The following is a 22252-nucleotide window of genomic DNA, read 5'->3' on the forward strand; positions in this document are numbered from 1 at the left end:
CTTACACGGAACACTCCCCGTGTTAAGCGGCTTTGAACCTTATGTATTAGTTGTCTCCGAAGCCATATGTTTTCGTACCCTTGACTCCGGGCTTCACTGCAAAAATCCCTCCGGCATGCGGCTGCTCCGCCATTTGCCCTGGCTGAATTCCCTTGCTGGCTGTCGTTATATACAGGGTGTCTAACTCTTCTCCGCCAAAGACGCAGGAACTGACCTTTGCTACAGGGACTGGAATGCTTGCCAGCTTCTGAGCGGTTTTGGGATCCCAGCGGGAAACCTGCCAACCGTCCCAATGTGCAATCCATAACATGCCTTCTGCATCACTGGTCATTCCATCCGGAAAGCCTTGTTCCGTTTGAAAATCAATTAAGACTCTCGCGTTGCTGATTTCCCCATTCACTGCATCGAATGCAAACGCATAAACAAGCTTTTTCAGCGAATCGATGTAATACATTTCTGTCTCGTCCAAACTCCAAGCAATACCGTTGGAAACGCCAACGTTGTCTACGACTTTGCGGCAGCTACTCTCATTGTCCAATACATAAAGAGCACCCGTTGCCTCTGTTTCTGCTATTTCCATCGTTCCTGCCCAGAATCTCCCCCGAGAATCACACTTGCCATCATTAAAACGGTTGCCTGGTTGATGCGACTCTGGGTCAACCAAGGGAGTAAGCTCGCGCGACTCCAAATCGTAGGCTTGAAAACCGGATTGCGTAGCCAACATCACCTTATTCGCGCCGGCGCTGACGACAGCACCCACATATTCGCCGACAGGAAACTGTTCATTATGGCCCGTGACAGGATCGAATTGATGAAACGTCTTCCCCACAATATCAACCCAATACAGCTTTCGCTGTGCAGCATGCCAGCTGGGGCCTTCCCCTAATATTGCCTTGGCATCCAGTACAAGCTTGACGTGATCAGCACTCATCTTCTATTCAGCTCCTTTCTCTCAATAGTAAACCGAATACCGCGAGATTGGAAGATGCAGGAATATCGACATTGTGAAAGCTTGTACGACTCGGATCCCGCCGATGCTGTCAGAATGAATGCTCCATTTTAAATGATAATAGTTCTCAGTGACTATGTGTAAATTTAATCGCCTCTTGAGAATTTTCTTTGGAAATCTGGCAAGCAGCATGATAGAATGTAGTTTTACAAACGTATTCTGCCATTTAATCAGGAAGGTATAGGTCATCATCATTATGAATTCTTCAAATTTATTGCGTTCTTTTAATTTTTTGTATTTCGCCCTTCTGGCCATGTTCGTTTCCTTCCTTCCCGTTTATCTGGATGCGCAAGGGCTTCCTGCGACCAAAATTGGATTGATTATCGGAACAGGCGGTATCATTACGATTTTCTCACAGCCTTTATGGGGAATGATAAGTGACAGAACCAAAACGATTAAAAAAATTATGCTGCTTCTCTTGGGATGCTCGACAGTCGTTGGTTATTTCTTATATGCCTCCAACAGCTTTGTCATCCTGCTCCTGTTTACGATGCTGTTATACTTTTTCTTAATGCCTTTGGACCCTTTGACAGAAAGTCTGAACTTCCAGACAGCAGAAGCAAACGGAGTCAGCTATGGCTCTATTCGAACGTTTGGCGCCATTGGCTACGCCGTGATGTCACTCGCTGTTGGTTATGCGATTCAATATTTAGGCATCAATAGCCTTGCTTTCCTTTTTGCAGGCATTGGCATTATCAGCATTCTGATCTGCTTGCCCTTGCCGGATGCTCCAGTAACCGGGAAGCCGATTACGTTGAAGAGCCTAAAGACGTTCCTAAGCAATAAAGAAACGATCTGGTTTCTGGTGCTCATCTTTATTATTGCTGTACCGCAGCGGATCAATGATACTTTTCTTGGTGTTTATATTCGCAAATTAGGCGGCAGTCCTGAATTGGTCGGGCAGGCTTGGTTTCTGGCAGCGGGCAGCGAGATACTCGTGTTCGCTTTAAGCTTCTGGTGGCTTCGCAAAGGAAAAGAATTAGCGATTATTGGTTTCTCGGCTTTCTTCTACTTCATTCGCTTCTTCCTATCCGCTTGGGTGACAGAGCCTCATATACTCGTATACTTGCAGTTATTCCAAACTTTCACCTTCCCGATCTTTTATTCCGCGGCTATTCAATATCTGTACCGCATCGTACCTGAGGAATGGCGCGCAACAGGACAAACCGTACTCGCTTTGCTGTTCTTCGGCGTTTCGGGAATCGTCGCCTCTTACTTAGGCGGATGGTTCTATGAAAGTTTTGGCGGGAAACCTTTATATCTATGGATTTCAGGAATGTCTTTTATCGGCCTGCTGTTTAGTCTGGTTTTAAGTGCAATCTATGGAAAAAGGAAGATGGTATCCTAAGCATTTTCTGTTAAAATGGAAAGCACAGAGATCGAACGGGGGCAAACAACATGGACTACATTATTTTGGATATCGAATTCAACGGCCGTAAATTTGCGAGTGAATTGCCGATGGAGGTCATCGAGATTGGGGCTGTCAGGTTAAATGCTTCATTAGAGCCTGTGGACGAGTTCTCGTCTCTGATCAAACCGGTTTATTTCTCCAAGCTAAACGGATTTATTAAGAAGAAGACCGGCATTCCGCAAGAAGATATTGATCAAGCTGAAGGTTTTCCCAAGGTCATTACGAATTTCGTGAACTGGCTGAATCGCAGCGGGGAATTCCTTCTTATTACCTGGGGCGGCGAGGATCTCAAACGCATCGTCTTTGACACACGGATGCACAAAATGGATGACGGATTCTGGATGTCAGCTTCTTATTTCGATTTATTGAAGGGCTTCACCCGTTACAAAAATGTAACGAATGATGTGAGTGTCGAAGGGGCGCTGCTTGATTTGAATATCACCTCCGAGGGTTCGGCTCACAGAGCGCTTGATGATGCCCGAATGACAGGCGATGTATTTCGAGCGATATTTAGCGAGCTTGATTTCGAGCGCAAGCAGCAGTACGTCGACGTCTATGCGAATGCGAAGGAAAGAAGGCTGGTCAAGACCGCCATTCGAGCGATTACCGCACAGAAAGTCGTTCCAACTTGGGAACTGCTTGTCGAGCATTATTTCACAGAGAAAATGGCCATAACAGATCCAAGAAAGCTCGCGGAGCTGCAAGCATTATTTGCCGTGGAGATGACCAAAGATCAGCGTCCAGCCAAAGCGCCTACACAGAAGATATAAGCATAATTATTTCATCCGCCATATAAAAAGCCAATCCACTAGACCTCCTTTCGGACAAGTCTAATGAATTGGCTTTTCTTCTTCCGATGGATCAGAACTGGTCAACACCTAGACGGTTGTGGTAGGATATTGGCAACAAATTCTGTTCAAGTCGGTTCGACACATTGTGTTTAATATGAATCAATTCTTCGAACAGCTCCGCAAACCATTCTTTATCTCTTGCAGCCAGCGCTACATCAATCAAGCTTTTGACTTGTTCTTCTATATCAAATGCAGCTATAGGCAATTTCTTCACATCATGATGAACAACCTCTATCACTTTTCCAATCGCAGCGTCATGATCGGATGCGATGACATAAATGCGCGCCGTTCCTTGCCGGGTATCGATAGATTCCACATAGCCATGAATCAATTCATCTTCGTTCGTTGCTGCCATTACCCAATCACTAATTGTAAAGTTCATCATCATCACCGCCACTTCTTAGTAGTAAAGACTTTATACTGTAATTATAATTATTACAGTATGTATTGTCAAGTACTGCTTCTTAGGACTGCGTCCTATTTATTGGGTCCACTGGCGGTGATGGTGCTGGCCTTTTTATTTTTATAAGTAGTCATGACGAGGATTAGTAGTGGATATAGCAGTCCCAGCAAGATCGCTTCCGATGTCCAGGTTGTCGTATCCCATTTGGTTTTATACACAAAATTCGGGTAAACCACCAATGATAGCACGCTCGTAATCATCCCTAGAGGAAAGCAAAGTATTTTCCCCTGATTGGGCAATTGGAACACCTCACCGAACCCCGTCATCATCGCATAAAAATAAAGAGTTAGCTTGAAGTACACAAATACAAACCAAAGGAAGGCAACAATCACTTCAATTCTCTGCAAAAAATTCCCTACATTGATTTTCCTCGCTAACACGTACGTCGGATAGATTTGCGTTTCTGAATTGGCTGGCCCCAAAACCATCGTACTGACCAAAACCAGAATCATCAGAAAAATGCCGCTCAATAAGCCTCCAATTACGAAAGCTTTTCCTATTCCGGGCTTCCATACAAGCGTTGAATTAAAAGCCGCAAAGGTAATAAATAAAGGCAGGTAGGAATAATTAACAACCTGCAGAGTACCTCGAACGAGCGACATCCCCTCCAACTCGCCGATCGGAAGCAGCATCTCCGGTTTAACCTCCGGCATAATCAATAGAATAAACATAACGAATAAAAGAATAATCCAAGGGAAAAATATTTCCGCTGTCCGTGCCAAGTTGGCTATTCCGAAATTCGCTCCAAGCATGGCGGTGATGATAAATAAAACGTGAATGGCTTCAACTGGCGTATCCGGCATGATTTGTGTCGTAATGAAGCTGCCGATATAAAATAATACCTGGGCACAAATAATCATAATTGCAAACGTAATCAACAAACTAATCCCTTTGCCGAGCCAACGTCCAAACAGCCTTTCATTCATTTGAAAGAGGTTCAGCCCTTTATTTCTCTTAAAAATAAGGATATAAAGAGCTAAAAACAAAAGGCCGATACTGGTCCCCACGATCTGCAATATCCAGGCATTCTGCTTCGCCTCATTCGCTAACGCAGATGGAACAACGAGTATCGTCGTTCCAACCATAAAGAGGAGAACAAGAATCATGATTTGGCGAGATGACAGCATTTCATTCATCTTCAGGCACCTCCTTCCGTTATACCTTAAATGAAACCCAGAGAAAGAAGCAGCTTCGTGAGAGGTCTCATGGCAAACTCGATCCAATCCCCCGGATTAAGGAAAGGCAGACCTAGCGTCCTCCAAATCACCAGAAAGTTTCCTATTGCCAAAAAGATCAGATACACGCTCACGTTCCCTTTTGTCCCGCAATTACGAAGCTTCGGAATTTCAAAATAAGCTGCGAGAACCGAGATCGCAAATACACTGATTCCCAAGATCATTGCTTCCTACTCCTCTTTTTCCGTTACAGGCGATTTACCGATTGTTCCTGTGTTGCTCATGCTCGAAACGACTTCGATATGGATCGGTATCTGCGCAAAGCGCTCGTCCCAATTGCTTTTGTTCTTCTTCCAAAATTTGTAGTCAGCATGATGAACGGCAATGCCGAAGCCAAAAATATCGGTTCCGAGGCTTATGGCTTTCTGAATTGACAGCTCCATAAGAGACTTTTCAGCCGTTGACACCTGTTCGTTGATCTTCTCAATCGTCGCTAGATCCGACAAATCAATTTGGCATTCAACACTTGAAATGTTCCCATTCACACTGCTGTTCACCCATATTTCCGGGTTATTGTTCGTAACCTTGCTCCGCAACTGCGTGTGCACATGAGAGATATCTATGCCTAACTTGCCGCCACCGGGACAAGGAATATGAAGCGCTGTTCTTTGCACACGGTCTGTGAGAAGCGAATAACCTCTCGACTCATTTTCATCCAGCCACCCTACAAGCTTGTCCTTCTTTAAAACCCCAATGCCCGCATGTTCGAATTTGACCGAGGGGGCAGATAATTGCAGATTTGCCGTTTCTTTTCCTTTGGTTTTATCCCCTAGAATTCGAACTCCGCTGAGCACGGGGTCCATCCCTTCTCCCAGAATATTGTTCGCTACCTCATCCATTTTAACGGATACCACATGGGACCATTCCTTATTCGCCACCTCTAACGCATTGAATAAATAATTGGATGGAATCTTCTCCAGCGGTGTAAGAACGCTCAAAACTTCCTTCGCTGTGCTGTCTCTGGCAATCACGACATTGAAATCAGAACGTATTTCATTATCCCGCATCAGAAAATCAAGCGGCTTCGCAATACCGTGCTTAGCAACACGCTCCGAGAAGACCACGATGCGAATATGGGCAAAAAATATTTTCCTTGCCACAGAAGCCGACAACCGGCGAACCGCTTCATTCAAGGTCGCGCCTTTCGCGGAATACACGATAATCGAAGTGTTCATACTTTCTTGCTGCTTCACAAAGCTTCCCGGATTCACGATCTGTACCGTGAGTACGTACTGATTGTCTTCCAGATCAATCCCAATGCCTTGCGCGATAGAGAGGGAATTCAATTCTTTACGGCTCCAGCAGCCGCTAGTCAGCAGCATCACAGCTATTAAACATACAAGAAGCCATACTCTGCTTTTTACACCCATCTCAACAGCACCTACCTCAGATGACTTGGCTACATTTGTTAGAAGGGCTTACGCTTACTTAGTATCCTTGTTATGGTTCATGCCGCGAATCCGCGAAAAAGTCGCTTGGAAGGGCAAGCGAAATAACGCATCCCGTTGCTTCTCCAACTGGAGCGGAGCGAACGGACTTAGATACGGGACACCGAAGGATTGCAAACTATTCAAATGCATGACAAGCACAAGTAGTCCGATAAAGATGCCTACCAAGCCGAAAGAAGCTGCGAGCGCCATCATCGGAAAACGCAAAATGCGGATCGCATTGGACAAGTCATACGACGGAAAAACAAAGCTGCATATTGCCGTTATGGATACTACAATAACCATGGCAGCCGATATAATACCTGCTTCCACAGCCGCTTGGCCGATTACCAATGTGCCGACAAAAGACAGCGCCGAGCCAACGCTTCTAGGCATCCGAAGTGCAGCTTCCCGCAGCACCTCAAACGTGACTTCCATCATCAAAGCTTCAATAAAGGCTGGGAAGGGCGTCCCCTCTCTTTGTGCGCTTAAGCTAATCAGAAGAGAGGTTGGGATCATTTCCTGATGATATGTTGTAATCGCCACATACAAGGAAGGCGCCAATAAAGCGATAAGAAATCCGGCGTATCTGAGCATTCGAATCAAGGTACTAATATCAACTCGATGATAATAATCTTCTGACGCTTTCAGGAACGTTTCAAATAAGGCCGGGGCAATCAGTACAAAGGGCGTCCCGTCTAATAAAATGGCGATTTTCCCACGCATTAGCTCGAGCGCAATGACATCCGGACGTTCCGAATTGTACAGGGTGGGGAAGACTGTTATCTGTTGATCCTGAATGATTTCCTCCACGTTGCTGCTTTCTAATACACCATCAATCCGAATCTTCTTCAAACGGTCGCGCACTTCCGTCACCAGCGATTCGCGGGCCACACCTTGGATATAAATGAGAACCATATCCGTTTTCGTGACTTGACCAATTTGAAAGGACTCTAACCACAAATTAGGATCTTTAATTTTTCTGCGGATCAAAGCTGTGTTCGTTCTTATTGACTCTGAGAATGCTTCCCGCGGTCCGCGAATGACCGTCTCTACATTCGTTTCTGTCACACCACGGTCCTTCCAGCCCTTGGTGTTTGCGGCAATACCGACCGATGACCCTTCTATTAAAATGACGGAATCACCCGACAATACATGATTTAGCAAACTTTCCATATCCGCTACTTGATTGATCTCACCGATCGCAAGCGTATAGGATTGCATAACGACCAATGGATCATCCTCAGGATCTGCAATGACGGAGTCCGTCATTAATGATCTCATAATGAAATCATTAATCGTGGTTACATCAACAAGTCCGTCTGTATAAATAATGACAATCGACTTTCCAATGGCATGAAACGTGCTTTCGCGAAAAATGATATCCGCGCTGTATCCTACGCTTCGTTCGATATAGGCTATATTGTCTTTAAGACTGCACTGGATTGGAGTGGTGGTTGTCTCTTTCTGACTGGCAGGTTGCGGTGGTTCTATATTCTTTTTGGGACGCAGCCAATGAGCAAACATGTTGGATTCCCCTAGAACAATATGACATGCCTACATTATCCCCTCTAAATTCTGGTATATACATCCCTGCAAATGATCAAATTTACATTCTTGCGATCACTATTTATACTTAGAAGATTGTAAGTTACTATTATTTCTCAACAAGGAGCTTTTCCAATGAGCAATTCTCCCCTTTTAACTGATAGCCAATGGCCGAAGCTGCTCGAGTATGTTGCTGAAGCCTACAATGAGGTTACGCTGAGTCGAGGGTTTACTTTGTTCAAGCAGCAGCAGGTCACCGCACTTAATGTGACTGAGGCTCGCAGGGTGCAAGCCGTTGTCGAAGAAGCTGAGACCTACAAGGTTTCTTTGATCCTGGATAAGCTTAGCTTGAGTCTATGCTCATGTCCTATGCAAAGTTCTTGCAAGCATCTGGCAGCGGTGATGATGGAGCTCGCTGATCGTCTAGGTTACCCGGCAACCCAAATCATGAACGCGAAGCTGTATCTCAAACGGGCGGCGGACTCCAATATCGATTCCAGCCTCAAACAGCTGCCTAACATGGATGTGCAGGGATGGCAGCATTTTCTGAATCAATACGCTTCATCTATTAAGCCATCTTACGATCAAGGCATCTATGTAGAAGCACTCCGACAACACTTGAACAATTTAAATAAAGTCACTCCTGATTTTCCAGCGATAGATTCGCTTTTTTTCGAGCTGCACAAATGGCTTTTTATTTTCCGAAAAATCAAAGAGCAGATGACGCTGACCACTTCATCTTATTACACGTCTTCCACCATCTATCGCTTTTCAGACGAAATGCTGGAGTGGCTTAAGACGAAAACAGACACCGTAAATCCCGCCGCCTCCAGCGAGCGGATTGATCAAACCTTAGCCTATGTGAGAGAGCAAATGTCTGAAGACTCCGGTCACAAATATCATGATTTCGGGGTATATACGGCACTTTGGAAATACTGGATTACGCCTTATTCCGAAGCTGACCGCTTGCTTATCCAGGAACAAGACCACCTTGTAACCTTGGCCGAAGTTTCACCGTCCCCTTCCGTCTCGGCGGCGAGAGCTTACATCTTGCTGCTGCAAGGTAAAAGTGATGAAGCCTGGGACGCTTTGGCAACGAGTTCCTCCTTCAAGGAGCTGCCTGCCGCATTATTCCTTACTTTATTGAATCAGCTGGCTGAGGCTCAACAATGGGCAGGGCTAGTGACCTGGCTTAGTAAGTCAGCACCTTTTTTCAATATAAGACAAAACAAGAAGCTTGAGCTCTATGCCGACTTTTGGAAATTAGCTGTCAGCCATGAGCCTCACGCAGAAGAACAGATGTGGCACATTTTCGAGCAGTTTTTACCGCATTCGCTTGCCATCATCGAAGCTGTCTTGTATGAACAAGGGAAATGGAAAGCTTGGCTGGAATTGCAGATCGTTCTGGGACATGACCCCCTCCACCATCGCGTGAGTGTTCTGCAGCCGATTGAGAAAGAATCGCCGGTACTGCTGCTTCCCTACTATCATCAAGCCGTGGATCATTATGTAAGCTTGAAAAATCGTCATGATTATAAGGCAGCAACCAAGCTGCTGAAACGATTAGAAAAAGTGTACAAAAAGATGAAGCAGCCCGAGCGATGGGACATTTTCTTCGCCGGCTTTGTGGAGCGATACAGCCGGCTTCGTGCTTTGCAGGAGGAACTGAGGAAAGGAAAGCTTATGGGATGACTACAAAATTGCATGACATGACGATATATACAACGCTATCAGAATCCGGAGATGCCCTAATATGGGGAACTCAGGACGGACGGGATCTGCCAGGGGAAATGCTGCGCAAAGTTTTGTTTGCCTGGCATGAGCCCTCTTACTATGGCACAACCTTGGGGATACAAGCAGCGGGTGAAGTATCTGTGGCCATTTTGCCCGTGGATATGGTCCTTAGTTTCTTTGCAGCCCCAGGCTTCATGGACATTCTGCGTTGGGAAGGCGGCAATGGCACAGCCAATGGACTGCTTGCAGCCGCTCCGATCTTATATCAAGCTGCCAAAGAAGGTCATTACGTACCGAGCTATCAAGCCTTTCGTGAGGGGAGGCTCGAATGGGTTTGGGATACGGAGTCCACAGAGCTTCAGCAGTTGGATTGGGATACGCTTCAAGGGCGCCATGGCTTTGATTCGGAGATAGCAGGCTTACAGGCCGCCTTTTCCGCGGTTGTTGCCACTGAACATTATAACAGCGAAGCTTCGCTTGCTGATCTGCGGCGTGAATATCCGGCGCTGTTTCATGGGCGCAAATCCGCGCCTTCAGCCATAGATGCTTTCACGGAGGAAGAGTGGCTTCAATCTCTGGGCTGGAAGCCGGATACAACCCCCTTCCGCCCAGCTCTGCAGCTCTTGGAGCCGGACGAAGACGACGACGACTGGCGAATTCGGCTTGTCCTGCAGGATAAGCATGAAGGCGCTCTGGTCACGCCGATTCGGCTATCCTTGGATGGACAGGCATCTGGAACTTGGGATAGCAGCTGGACTCCCTCCATCAAGGAGCGTTCTCCCGGCTGGGTGACGAGATTGACAGAGGCTTTGCCTGGCATGCATGACGGCAGCGAGCTTTTGGCGGAGCCGCTTAGCAATGAAGCGGCTTGGACCTTCCTTACAACCGACAGCCTGCGCCTGCTGGAGGACGGCTGGAATGTCATGCTGCCCGGCTGGTGGGAAGCCGCCTCCAAGCGCAAACCTCGGCTGCGCGCCAAAGTGTCCAGCGAAGCCGGCGGCAGCGGCGGCAAAGCTCAATCGCTTTTTGGCCTGAACGCCTTGGTCAACTTCGATTGGCGAATTGCCATTGGCGATTCGGATCTCAGTGAAGCGGAATTCGCCGCCTTGCTCAGCCGCAACGACCGACTTATCCGGTTCCGCGGACAGTGGGTCTACCTCGATCCTGCTCTGCTCGAGCAGATTCGAAGGCTGATGTCCAGTGTGAATCCGGATGAAGGCTTATCCTTGCAGGATATTTTCCAACTGCATCTCCTCCAGGCATCAGAGCAAGACGCATCGTCATCCAACAGCCTGACAGAAGAGGAAGCAAAAGCGCAAGATGAAAGGGTTCAACTGGAAGTTGAGTTAAATTCGCATCTCCTAGCCCTGCTGCACCAATTAGGTTCGCCTTCTGAACTGAGCTTGTTGGACATTCCCAAGGGATTGCAAGCCGAACTGCGCCACTACCAGAAAGAAGGCTTTACATGGCTGAGCTTCCTGAGAAAGTTCGGATTGGGTGCCTGCTTAGCTGATGATATGGGGCTAGGGAAAACCGTCCAATTCATCACTTACTTGCTGCATCATAAATCTGAAGCGGAGCAGCCCGCCCTGCTCATTTGTCCTACTTCCGTCCTTGGCAATTGGCAAAAGGAGTTAGCCCGCTTCGCTCCGGAATTAAACGTCGTTCTCCATTACGGCAAAGGGCGCTTAAGCGGCGAAGCCTTCTCGAGCTTATTGAAAGGTACGGATATCGTACTCACTTCTTATACAACAGCTTTAATGGATCAAGAAACGTTGCAGGAAACGGTCTGGAGTTCGCTTTGTCTGGACGAAGCACAGAACATCAAAAACGCTCAAAACAAGCAATCTGCAGCCGTTCGCTCGCTCCAGGCCAAGCATCGTATTGCCTTGACAGGAACACCAATTGAGAATCGCTTATCCGAGCTTTGGTCGATCTATGATTTCTTGAATCCTGGATACCTTGGGAATCAGCGCGGGTTCCAGCATCGTTTCGCGAATCCCATCGAGAAGCATCAGGATGAAGAACGAACGCTTCAGCTCCAGAAGCTCGTCAAGCCTTTCATGCTGCGCCGCAAAAAGAAAGATCCGGCGATCCAGCTCGCCTTGCCGGACAAGCAGGAAATGAAAGTCTATATCAACCTTACTCCGGAGCAGGGTGCGCTCTATGAGCAAGCGGTTAAGAACCTGATGGAACGTATGCAGAAGCTGGAAGGCATGGAGCGCAAAGGTGCAATTCTGGCTGCCCTAACCCAGCTTAAGCAATTATGCGATCATCCTCTTCTGTTAACGAAGGAAGCGATGCTTTCCGAGGAATCCCTCTTATCCGAGATCAGCCGCGAGGCTTTCATCCTGCGTTCGGCGAAGCTCGAGCGGATTGTCGCCATGGTTGGCGAGCTCCGTGACGAGGGCGAATCCTGCCTGATTTTCACCCAATACGTTGGCATGGGCCGAATTCTCGCTGATGTATTGCGGGCCCAGCGGAATGAACCTGTCCTGTATTTGAACGGGAGCACATCCAAAACGGAGCGCGACCGGATGATCGATACGTTCCAAGCAGGAGACGAGAACAGCCCGGGCATCTTTGTGCTTTCGCTGAAAGCCGGCGGTGTGGGGCTGAACTTGACCGCAGCCAATCACGTATTCCACTTCGATCGCTGGTGGAACCCAGCCGTGGAGAACCAGGCGACCGACCGCGCGTATCGCATGGGACAAACACGCAACGTTCTGGTGCATAAGTTCATATCACTTGGCACCTTGGAAGAACGGATCGACGAGATGCTCGAGAATAAAATGAGCCTGAGCGAGAACGTCATTTCTACTTCCGAAGGCTGGATTACGGAACTGTCGAACGAGGAACTTAGCGACTTGTTTGCGCTTCGCAAAGCCTGGTAGTCGGGACTGGGTTCCGCGTCAGAGCAAGCCATGTATTAACTAAAAAAAGTGCAGGCTGCTTCTAAGAAGCAGCCTGCACTTTTTGTTCTCTTTTTAGTGAAGTCCCTCTAGCACGACTTCTGTTTTTTTCACGGCTTCCGAGGAATGTTCTTTGCCGCGACGCAGGAAGAAACCAAGGACAATCCCTCCGACAGCAATAAACAACATCACACGGAAAGTATGCCCGAAGGCCTCTGGCGCCACTGCCAGCATGGCTTTCTGCATATCAGCCGGACCCGTGATCGGGATGTTCTTCTCAGCAATCGTTGACGTCACTCGCGAAGAAAGAATAGTCACCAGTGTCGCCACAGCGAAGGAGTTGATAACTTGCTGCATCGCACTTGTTAACGAAGTCACGCGGCTAACCAAATCTTGCGGAGCCTTCTTGATCAAGTGAGAGTTCAGCGGCATCATCATAAGGCCCATACCCGCGCCCGCCATAATGAGCGGCAGAATCAGATCAGATCCTTCTGTCGTTAAGTTGACATGCGAGTATTGAAAGATAGCGCCGGAAACTAGGCTCAGTCCAACCACAACTAACCAACGCACACCAATCTTGTCAAATAAGTAGCCGCCAATTGGCATCATGACCGCTGACGCGATCGCTTGCGGGAACAGCGTCATTCCTGTATCAAAAGCGCCATAGCCGCGGGCTTGCTGAAGAAATTGCGGAAGCAGGAAGATGGCCCCGAATAAGGAAAATTGCAAAACCCATTGCACAAAAATACCAAAGGAGAAATCTACCGATTTGAACACGCGCAGCTCTAGCAAAGGAATCTTAGCCTTCAATTCAACAATGATGAAAGCGATCAGGGCAACGGCTCCGATGATAATTCCGCCAAGCGTTTTAGCAGAAGTCCAGCTTTCCGCGCCTTGTGTAATGCCGTAGGACAAGGCGGCAAAAGCAATAGGTCCAAGAATCATGCCTGGCAAGTCGAAGCCGGCTATTTTCTTGCGGGCTACCGCAGGCAGCTTCCATAGTCCGAAAATAAAGCTGAAAATACCGACAGGAAGATTAATCAGGAAAATCCAATGCCAAGAATGGTACTCTACCAGCCAACCGGCCAAAATAGGTCCGATTGCAGGAGCCAACAGGATTGGCACACCCAGCATACCCATGACTTGACCGATTTTCCTTGGAGGACTGAGTCGGAACACATAGGCCATGGCAACCGGCATCACGAACCCGCCGCCTAAACCTTGCAGAACGCGGAAGATAATTAACGATTCGGCACTATTTGGCGTTGCGCATAAGACCGAAGCGATCGTGAACAATAAAACGGAAGTCAAGAATACATTTTTGGCTCCGAAACGATCGGATAACCAACCCGCCAATGGAATAACCGCGGCTGTGGCTAACATATACCCCGTTACCGTCCATTGAATCGTTGGCAAATCCGTTTGAAAATCAACAACCAATTTCGACAAGGCCACATTCATTGCTGTGGAGTCGAGGATAACCATAAAAATACCTGTTATAATAGCAATCAACGGCACCAATATACTGCTAATCTTAAATTCCGGTTCGGTTTCACCGGATGTTGTTTTCTGACTCATTTCCTGCTCCTCCTTCGACAATCGCTCTCTTTTTATGTTACAATAGTAACGGACAATTGTCCGCAACCCCATATTACGGACAATTGTCCGTAATGTCAATTAATTATTTTGTTAAGGATTGTTTTCAGGAGGCGTACGCGCATGAACCATACCGATGACCCCAAAGACTCGTTGTATAATCTAGAGTTCGAAGCCAATACAATTTGCGGCCGACGTGAAGAAAAGGATTCCGAGTATCGAAGACGTATTCTGACAACGGCGCGAAACCTTTTTCGAACACATGCTATTGAAACCGTGACCATGCACCAAATCGCCAAAGAAGCAGGAGTAGGTCAAGGTACACTCTATCGCCGATATGCGCATATTGGGGAAGTTTGCAGCGACTTATTGCGTTCAACAACTTCCCAGTTCATCGAATCTTTGGAAAAAAGTTTGACCGATCCTGCTCCAGAGACTAAGGCGATGAGTCAAGTATCCAATTCGATCAAGCTGATTATCGACTTCATCGATGATAAAGCCTCCCTGCTCTCTTCGGTCAATATGACTTATAACGATAAGGGCAGCTTCTATTTGCACAAAAAACCGATTTTCATTCGTTTGCATAACATCCTTGCTCCTCTAATAGAACGTGCTGTTCAACAAGAGGAGATTCAACCGCTGGATGTTACCCTGACCGTGAATACCATACTTGGCTCTCTCATGCCTGATCAATATATGTACCATAGGGAAATACTTGGATACACGAAGGAGCAGTTCACTGAAGGTATTTGCCGACTGTTTGTGAAAGGAATTTAACAGCATGAAGACAGATATGAATGAAAGTCAACGGACTTTCTGGAAAAAGTACATCGCCAAGGCCAAGCTTGATTTATCCTATGCGGCTTATACCAAAGTTACTAGGGCCTGGCAAGACGAGAATGACGCTTGTCCTTTTAATCGACTCTATTACATTCGTGAGGGCGAAGGCTACGTCCGTATTGGCGATCGCACCTATTATCCCAAGCCAGACGAGCTTTATCTGCTCCCCGCCGGAAGCGATCAGGCCTACGGCACGATCAGCGAGCATACTTTCGGCAAATATTGGGCCCATTTCACAGCAAAAATCGGGGATTTGGACTTATTCCAAATTCTGCAAACCTCCCCTTTCATCAAGGTGAAAGACCCGGACGCCCTCCAATCAACCTTTGAGCAGCTCATTACCTACCGGCAAAGCGATGAACTGACCTCTGAATTCAGACTCAATGCCGTTCTAATGACATGTATCGCTGATTTCATTGATCAATGCGATAAAGTCAAACTTAATTTGGCTTCAACCCCAACTTTTGAGAAAATGAACAGCGTGCTGCTCTACATGGAACAACACCTTGCTGAGAATGTTTCTGTAGATACATTGTCTCGCATCGCTCATTACCATCCGAACTACTTTATCAATGCATTTAAACAATTTACGGGGTATTCCCCCATTCAATATATGAATCATCTTCGTTGCGAGAAAGCCAAGGATTATCTGATGATGACGGATCTAAACGTTTCCCAAATCGCTGACACCCTCGGCATGGAGTTATCGTATTTCTCACGCATGTTCCGTGAGCATACTGGCTTCAAGCCTACGGCTTTTCGCGATTTGAAGCCGCAGCTGGGTGAGTGAGTGAGTGAGTGAGTGAGTGAGTGCTCTTGTTTGCTCCATATGCTAACTCAGGCGGAACTGGGGTACGCTATTTCGGAAAGCAGTTTCTGATGTGAAGAGGAACTGGAGTACGCTATTTGATGAAATATCGCCATTTTGAGGCTGAAATGTGAAAAATAGCGGATCTCAGTTCCCTTTGAACAGGTTTTGTGCTAGTTTTCAGTGAAATAAGGGATCTCAGTTCCGTTTCGTCTGGGTTGAGGGGCTTGAGGGGCTTGAGGTAGTAGGGTGCTTGGGGATACTTGGGCGAATTGGGCTACTTGAGGTACTTATGCTACTTGAGGTGCTTGGGCTACTTGAGCTACTCGTTTCTTTCTCTTTCCTTGCTTTTTTCATTGTGTTCAACTGGAGTTTGGCTGGGTTTGGCTCTTTGTTGCTCCATATGCTAACTCAGGCGGAACTAGGGTACGCTATTTCGGACAAATTAAGCAGTTTCTCATGTGAAGAGGAACTGGAGTACGCTATTTGATGAAATATCACCAATTTGAGGCTGAAATGTGCAAAATAGCGGATCTCAGTTCCCTTTGAGCGGGTTTGGTGGTAGTTTTCAGTGAAATAAGGGATCTCAGTTCCGTTTCGTCTGGGCTTAGGTACTTGAGGGGCTTGGCTACTTGAGGTACTTGAGGTACTTGAGGTACTTAGGCTACTTGGGCTACTTGGGGTGCTTGGGATGCTTCGGCTACTTGAGGTACTTGAGCTACTTAAGCTACTTGAGGTACTTGGGGTGCTTGGGATGCTTCGGCTACTTGAGGTACTTGAGCTACTTGGGCTACTTAGCTACTTGAGGTACTTGAACTACTTGAGGTACTTGAGCTACTTAAGCTACTTGAGGTGCTTAGCACTTGCTCACCCTGCCCCACTCGGCGTATCTAGCGCACTTGCCGCGCTTTGAGCACACAAGGAGTTATAACAAAAAAGCGGCCTGTGACCTGCCGTTCCTATAGGGAACAAGCAGTTTCACAGGCCACACTTGTTTACGGATAGAAAGCGTTAACTTTCGTCGTAGTTGGACACCAGCGGGAGTTTAATAAATACTTAATGAGCGTATTTTTAGCCCGCTCTGTACCGATGTAGTGCAAGGATTCCGCGGCATGTGCACGCACATAGCGGTTTTCGTCATCCAGCGCAACTTCCAGCTGCGGCACTGCCGCTTCGGCAGAAGCACCTAAGCGAGATAAAGATAAGCTCGCCATGAAGCGGACCTGCGCGTTCGCGTCTTGCAAGGCTTTTGCCAAGCTAGCCACAATCTCATCGCTTGGTCTGTCTACGAAACCAAGCGCATCGACGACAGCGATGCGGACCTCTTCAGCTGGATGCTCAAACAGCTTAACTAAAGCCGGAGCAGCTTCAGCCGCCAGTCCTCTTAATTCACCAAGTGCAAACACAGCACGCACGACGATGTCCTTATTTTCACTAGTTAGGGCTGCGGTTAACCCTTTAACCGCACCACTTCCGGCAACGGACAATCCGTAAGCAGATACGCGGGACACTTGCTCATTGTCGCTGTTCAGTCCCTTAAGCAAAGCTTCAATCCCCAGTTGCCCTCTGCGAGCCAAATCATAAGCAGCGTTGATCGCCGTAGGCTCAAATCCAGCCAATTGGCTGGCCAGTTCCTGAATGTGCTCCGCATCCGGCGAAGCGGTTTCAGCCAAACTGCCAATTTCCCCAGATAGCCAGTTCCATGTTTCTTCCCACATGAGGTCATGCTCAGCGATCGGCGCAAGGAGATTTGTTGGTCTCTTCCAAGCACGCTCTTGGTTGTTCCAGCTTGGCTGCTGCGGCATCTCGGTTCGCATGAACTCAAACTTCAGCATATAGCGGGGCTGCCCAAGGATGTTCGGCGTAGAACGGTGCCAAATATCGTAATGAATCAACGCGAAGGTGCCTGCTTCCCCGTTTGCCAATACTTCGCCTGCCTGTTCACTCGACTCAAAGTTGCGGGATTGATGATTTTGCGTGCCTGGCAAGATGCCTGTTGGCCCTAATTCCACGGGAGTGTCCTGCGGAAAGTACATAATCATTGCCCAATTGGGATGGTGATTGCGCATGCGATCATAACCCCAATAGCTGTCCTTGTGCCAGCCTCCGGCTTTATCAGAGGCATTGAAATGTCCATGTCGATGCGCATGCATCATATAGTTGGGTCCCAGCACGCTCGTAAGTGCGCCAGTAACTACGGGGTGATCAAACACTTTTTGCAAATCCCGGATGCGGGGCAATAGATTATTTCCAGGGTTGCCTTCTTCGGTGTAGACTGTGTTTAGTTGTTCCAGAAGATTCGCATGAAACTCGGCGGAGAAGTCTGTTTTGAGCAACAGGCACCCGTTGGTTATAAAGGTTCTCATTTGTTCGTCTGTCAATAATAAAAGGTTATTTTCCTGCATGTTGTTCTAGCCTCCTTGGCATTTGTATGATTGCAGTAACAATATCCTTATTATAAGAAAGACGCTGCCAACAAATAATAGACGATCTTAATTAGAGGTAGCACAAAACTAAGATGCCCTTTCCCCTTCGAATTCGGAATGAAAAGAAAGCGAGGACACCCATGACATACCCACAGGATCTAATGGAACAAACACCGCGATGGGACAACAGCTATCCTATCTGGTTTTATCGCAACCGCCCTGCGAATGCGAGTAAGGATGCCAATATCCTTTATCTTCATTGGCATGAGCATTTTGAAATCATTGACATGCAGTATGGCAAAGCCTTGTTTCTTATCAATAGCCAGCCTTACGAAGTCGAAGCCGGTGATCTCTTGTTCGTCCCCTCTGGTGCATTGCATGTTGGCTATAGTACCGCAAATGAAGAAATGGAGTATGTCGCGATTGTCTTTAACGCTGCGCTGCTTCGCATAGTACCTCCTGACCCTGTTTATGAACGGCATATTCTGCCTTTTCTTGATGGGCGAGCTCATTTACCGGTGAAGCTGCTGGCAAATGATGAGCTTGCAGCCCCCTACCGGAACTTAATTCGGGAATCAACGACCGAGTTTGAGCAGAAGCAGCCTGCCTACGAGCTGGTCATTAAACATAACTTTCATCTTCTGTTCACACGGCTTTCGCGGCAATTCCTTGGCGATAAATTCGCAGCTAAACCCGCTCCGAAGCGTCACTCGGAGTCCTTCAAACCGTTGATTCAGTATTTGGAGTCCCATATCACAGAACCACTTACTGTGGAAAAAGCTGCCCGGATGGTGAATTTGAATCCCTACCATTTTTGCAAAACATTCAAAAGACTGACTGGACGCACCTTCATTGATTACATCAATTGGCTGCGCATTCAGGAAGCGGATCGCTTGCTCCGGGAAACGGAGTGGACCGTCTCGGAAATCTCGGAGCGGATCGGCTGCGGAAATGCCAACTATTTTACAAAGCTATATAAGAAATATAAGCAATATCCGCCTTCAGAAGCACGACGAAGACTGTTCTCCCCTTGACGAGCAGCGACTTATCCAACATCATCTTAGTCTTGTGCTAACTTCCGTGAGAAAAGTCTTTATTCAAGGCTGCTTCCCTTCCTTAAACTAGATATAAACATAAGGGAGGAATATTTCATGGCCCATGATTATGCAGCGGGAACAGATAGTCTCGTTATGAACGAGAAAGATGATGTTGCTACTGTTCACAGGTTCAGCTGTCGTCCCCCTTATCAAAATTACCGCCAACAAATACACATTTAGCAGGAAATTCGCGAGGCAGCCGAGGGCAAGCTAACAAAGGCCGAAATATTGGGTCACCAAGAATTCAGCATTAACCGGATAGGTCCCAGCTTATAGGAGCGAGGGCATGACATACCCGTACACGGCGATGAAGTGACAACTGCTTCCGACAAGCACAAACAAGTGCCAAATGGTATGATGATACCTTAAATTTCGCCAAAGAAAAAACATCAGTCCGACCAAATAAGCGATAACGCCAAGCACGATCCAGGTCACAGCGATCATTGGAAGCCGATGGTACAACGGAAGGATTAATGACATCATGAAGCCTCCCATGATCATGTAAAAGATCAGCCCCCAAGGCATAAACCGTTTAATAATAAAAGAAACGTAACGAACACCGACCAGCGCCAGCGCCCAAATCACAACTAATAACGTATAACCAATGAACCCTGGCAGCGTAATGAGGAGAAATGGGGTATATGAACCCGCTATCGCGATGAAAATGGAAGCATGATCCAGCTTCTCGAAGCGTTCACTCCATTGGCGGGAGCGGGAACTATGCAGGAGTGTTGAGGACAGATACACAAGACAATATGATGTGCCGTAGATTAAATTACTGATCGTATAAGTCCAATCTTGGAACATCGCAGCACGCTGAAGCAGCAGCACAAGTCCTATAGCACTTAGTATCACGCCAATACCATGACTAATGGCATTTAAACGTTCTTCCCTCAAATGAAGACCGGTTTCCATGACAAGGGGTCACTCCTTTCTGACCATCCTAGTTTTTCCCACGGTCAGGACTAGTATGTAATCAGATAGGAGCGACCCCTGCGTTATTTCATGGATTTAACGGTTTTATTGAACAGCTGCCTCCAACTCGCTCGCAGTTCATTTCTATGGGTGTAGGCAATTAACAACAGATTACCTACCCATACCCAAATGACCGCGCCGCTGAATCCCCTTATAGGCAAATAAATGCCAATAAGCAGCAAGCCAAGGACAACCTGCGTGCCGTCTGAAACCGGCGATGTGGGCTTGCCTTTGCTGATAAGCTTTATGACACCTAAGAAAACAGCTAGAATGATGGCAAGAGCAAGTGAAACCTCAAATCCGCTCAAAGCACTCCATACGCCAAATGTCACCGCGATCGCTTTGCCTCCCTTGCCACTAAGGAAAGGCGAAAAGGCATGCCCGACAATTGGTGCCAGCGCAACGGGAATCACCGCATAGCCCTCTATCCGGTTGCTGCCAAGCAACAACATAAGGATCAGATAACCTTTTAGAAAATCAAGCACTATCCCCATAATTCCCCATCTGAATCCCGCCGCTTTCCAAAGATTCAATGCGCCAGGGTTCCCGTCTCCAACCGTTTTCAAATTAGTCCGAACAATGCGGCCAAGCCAATAAGAAAACATCAAAGAGCCGCATACAAAAGCGCATAACGTCCAAACGATAATCATAGTGCTCGCCTGCTTCCTACTTTGACTTTCCTTCCTTTCCAGGATACATGGCCTAGGAATACAACTTGATAGGCGGAATACAACATGACATATATGAAAAATAACGTCGATAGGACATGCAGGACCGGCATGAGAACTCCAAAAACACCGACATATTTAATAAAATAAAATAATTGCAGCATATACAGCAAATACCCGATGAACAGCGGCAGCGCCCATGAGGTAGGTATAAATACAAAAAAAGAATCTGACACAATCAGCCCGATAACCCAAAAAGCTACCAGTACGATGGTGCCTCCTCTCAACTTGGATGTTCCTAATACAGCCCCTTTGCCGAAGCCTTGAATCTGGCTTTTCATCCCTTCTGGGTACATGCGAAAAGAAACAAGGCCGCTTCCCAGAAAATTCGTGACGCCAATGCCTGCCCGCACAAAGGCCGCGCCGAGGTTCAAATCATCTAACATTTCTGAGCGTATGCCCGCATGTCCTTGGATCGTTTCGTAATCTTCTCTTCTCGTGAGAATGCAGGAGCCATACAGACCTTTTTGGGGATTATTTGTCTCAAATGGGGATGTAAAGGCAAATACGCCCAAAAAATTAAATATGAGCGCCAGCCTTTCAACCCATTTCACCGTAAAATGAAAAGGAACGACAGAAATAACTCCGCCGGCTTGATGTCGAACTTTAACCAATGTTTCAAGCGCCCGCGGTGCAAGCTTAATATCGGCATCAAGAAAAGCGATAAGATTGCCGGAACACTGCAAATATCCGTTCCAAACCGCCCAGTTCTTGCCCGTCCATCCTTCAGGAAGACTAGGATTCGCAATCACCGTTGCACCATAACTTTCGGCAATAGCTTGTGTTTCATCGTCCGAAAAGTCGTCCACCACAATAATTTCATACGGTTCCAGCGATTGAATCTTCAGCGCATGAAGAAGCTGCGGCAAATTGCCTGCTTCATTCCGGGCAGGGATAATGACAGACAGCGTTACCTTGCTCAAGTCCAGTTCTTGGCTGACTTTAAGCACGTTTTTACGAAACAACAGGAATCCTGAGAGACATCCGATTCCACATAGACATAGGATCCATATCGCCATCCACGAAACCTCCTCTTCCCTTCACTCGCACGCCCCATATAAGTGCTGACTGCTTCACTAAGAGAGCCAGCTTGTATTGATATATATGAACTTTGGCATGATTTTAAACCCATCCTTTTGGCTGGGCAGCCCGCTTCCCTCATCCATCCGAATGTACAAAAATAGCCATCCAC

At 47.2% G+C, this 22252-nt stretch carries 18 protein-coding genes; 7 read left to right on the forward strand and 11 right to left on the reverse strand.

Annotated elements, in window-relative coordinates; genetic code table 11:
- Window positions 1-46 precede the first annotated feature (46 nt).
- The gene (locus BC351_RS09885) at window positions 47-931 is read right to left on the reverse strand and encodes an SMP-30/gluconolactonase/LRE family protein (protein ID WP_079411301.1); all 885 of its coding nucleotides are present in this window, start codon (window positions 929-931) and stop codon (window positions 47-49) included.
- Between the two features lie 274 nt (window positions 932-1205).
- On the opposite strand from BC351_RS09885, the gene BC351_RS09895 reads away from it, so the two are divergent.
- The gene (locus tag BC351_RS09895; protein WP_079411306.1) at window positions 1206-2357 is read left to right on the forward strand and encodes an MFS transporter; all 1152 of its coding nucleotides are present in this window, start codon (window positions 1206-1208) and stop codon (window positions 2355-2357) included.
- A 50-nt stretch (window positions 2358-2407) separates the two neighbouring features.
- Window positions 2408-3190 carry a 3'-5' exonuclease gene (locus BC351_RS09900; RefSeq protein ID WP_079411308.1) on the forward strand — a complete coding sequence of 261 codons (783 nt, stop codon included), beginning with the start codon at window positions 2408-2410 and terminating at the stop codon, window positions 3188-3190.
- A gap of 91 nt (window positions 3191-3281) precedes the next feature.
- Here the strand turns inward: BC351_RS09900 and BC351_RS09905 are convergent, their stop codons facing one another.
- The 5 genes from BC351_RS09905 to BC351_RS09925 form a co-directional block, all read right to left on the reverse strand.
- Window positions 3282-3659 carry an IDEAL domain-containing protein gene (locus tag BC351_RS09905; RefSeq protein ID WP_079411310.1) on the reverse strand — a complete coding sequence of 126 codons (378 nt, stop codon included), beginning with the start codon at window positions 3657-3659 and terminating at the stop codon, window positions 3282-3284.
- 89 nt (window positions 3660-3748) lie between these two features.
- On the reverse strand, window positions 3749-4870 hold the full coding sequence (locus tag BC351_RS09910) for a GerAB/ArcD/ProY family transporter (protein WP_079411312.1): 1122 nt from the start codon (window positions 4868-4870) through the stop codon (window positions 3749-3751).
- 26 nt (window positions 4871-4896) lie between these two features.
- A complete protein-coding gene (locus BC351_RS09915) occupies window positions 4897-5133 on the reverse strand; it encodes a hypothetical protein (RefSeq protein WP_079411314.1) in 237 nt (78 codons plus the stop codon).
- Between the two features lie 6 nt (window positions 5134-5139).
- On the reverse strand, window positions 5140-6339 hold the full coding sequence (locus BC351_RS09920; protein ID WP_079411316.1) for a Ger(x)C family spore germination protein: 1200 nt from the start codon (window positions 6337-6339) through the stop codon (window positions 5140-5142).
- 54 nt (window positions 6340-6393) lie between these two features.
- Window positions 6394-7923, reverse strand: a complete 1530-nt coding sequence (locus tag BC351_RS09925; protein WP_079411318.1) for a spore germination protein — start codon at window positions 7921-7923, stop codon at window positions 6394-6396.
- Window positions 7924-8079: 156 nt separating this feature from the next.
- On the opposite strand from BC351_RS09925, the gene BC351_RS09930 reads away from it, so the two are divergent.
- Entirely contained in the window at window positions 8080-9636 is a 1557-nt protein-coding gene (locus tag BC351_RS09930) for an SWIM zinc finger family protein (RefSeq protein ID WP_079411320.1), read from the forward strand.
- Window positions 9633-12572, forward strand: a complete 2940-nt coding sequence (locus BC351_RS09935) for a DEAD/DEAH box helicase (protein ID WP_079411322.1) — start codon at window positions 9633-9635, stop codon at window positions 12570-12572. The genes BC351_RS09930 and BC351_RS09935 overlap by 4 nt, the downstream gene beginning before the upstream one ends.
- A 93-nt stretch (window positions 12573-12665) precedes the next feature.
- Here BC351_RS09935 and BC351_RS09940 read toward each other — a convergent pair whose 3' ends face one another.
- Window positions 12666-14168: an MDR family MFS transporter gene (locus BC351_RS09940; RefSeq protein WP_079411324.1), complete on the reverse strand. Its 1503-nt coding sequence runs from the start codon at window positions 14166-14168 to the stop codon at window positions 12666-12668.
- A 141-nt stretch (window positions 14169-14309) separates the two neighbouring features.
- Between BC351_RS09940 and BC351_RS09945 the strand changes: the two genes are divergently transcribed.
- On the forward strand, window positions 14310-14963 hold the full coding sequence (locus tag BC351_RS09945; protein WP_079411326.1) for a TetR/AcrR family transcriptional regulator: 654 nt from the start codon (window positions 14310-14312) through the stop codon (window positions 14961-14963).
- A 4-nt stretch (window positions 14964-14967) separates the two neighbouring features.
- Window positions 14968-15816, forward strand: coding sequence for an AraC family transcriptional regulator (locus BC351_RS09950; protein WP_079411328.1), 849 nt, complete (start codon window positions 14968-14970; stop codon window positions 15814-15816).
- Between the two features lie 1013 nt (window positions 15817-16829).
- Here the strand turns inward: BC351_RS09950 and BC351_RS09960 are convergent.
- On the reverse strand, window positions 16830-18239 hold the full coding sequence (locus BC351_RS09960; RefSeq protein ID WP_079411332.1) for a HEAT repeat domain-containing protein: 1410 nt from the start codon (window positions 18237-18239) through the stop codon (window positions 16830-16832).
- 161 nt (window positions 18240-18400) lie between these two features.
- On the opposite strand from BC351_RS09960, the gene BC351_RS09965 reads away from it, so the two are divergent.
- Entirely contained in the window at window positions 18401-19294 is an 894-nt protein-coding gene (locus BC351_RS09965) for a helix-turn-helix transcriptional regulator (protein WP_158082042.1), read from the forward strand.
- Window positions 19295-19627: 333 nt separating this feature from the next.
- On the opposite strand, the gene trhA is transcribed toward BC351_RS09965, so the two are convergent.
- From trhA to BC351_RS09985, 3 genes are all read right to left on the reverse strand, one after another.
- Entirely contained in the window at window positions 19628-20272 is a 645-nt protein-coding gene (gene trhA / locus BC351_RS09975; protein ID WP_079411336.1) for a PAQR family membrane homeostasis protein TrhA, read from the reverse strand.
- 83 nt (window positions 20273-20355) lie between these two features.
- On the reverse strand, window positions 20356-20982 hold the full coding sequence (locus tag BC351_RS09980) for a glycerol-3-phosphate acyltransferase (protein ID WP_079411338.1): 627 nt from the start codon (window positions 20980-20982) through the stop codon (window positions 20356-20358).
- Window positions 20979-22079, reverse strand: a complete 1101-nt coding sequence (locus BC351_RS09985) for a glycosyltransferase family 2 protein (RefSeq protein WP_079411340.1) — start codon at window positions 22077-22079, stop codon at window positions 20979-20981. The genes BC351_RS09980 and BC351_RS09985 overlap by 4 nt, the downstream gene beginning before the upstream one ends.
- Window positions 22080-22252 lie beyond the last annotated feature (173 nt).

This window comes from Paenibacillus ferrarius, from assembly GCF_002027705.1.
GTDB classification, from domain to species: Bacteria; Bacillota; Bacilli; order Paenibacillales; family NBRC-103111; genus Paenibacillus_E; species Paenibacillus_E ferrarius.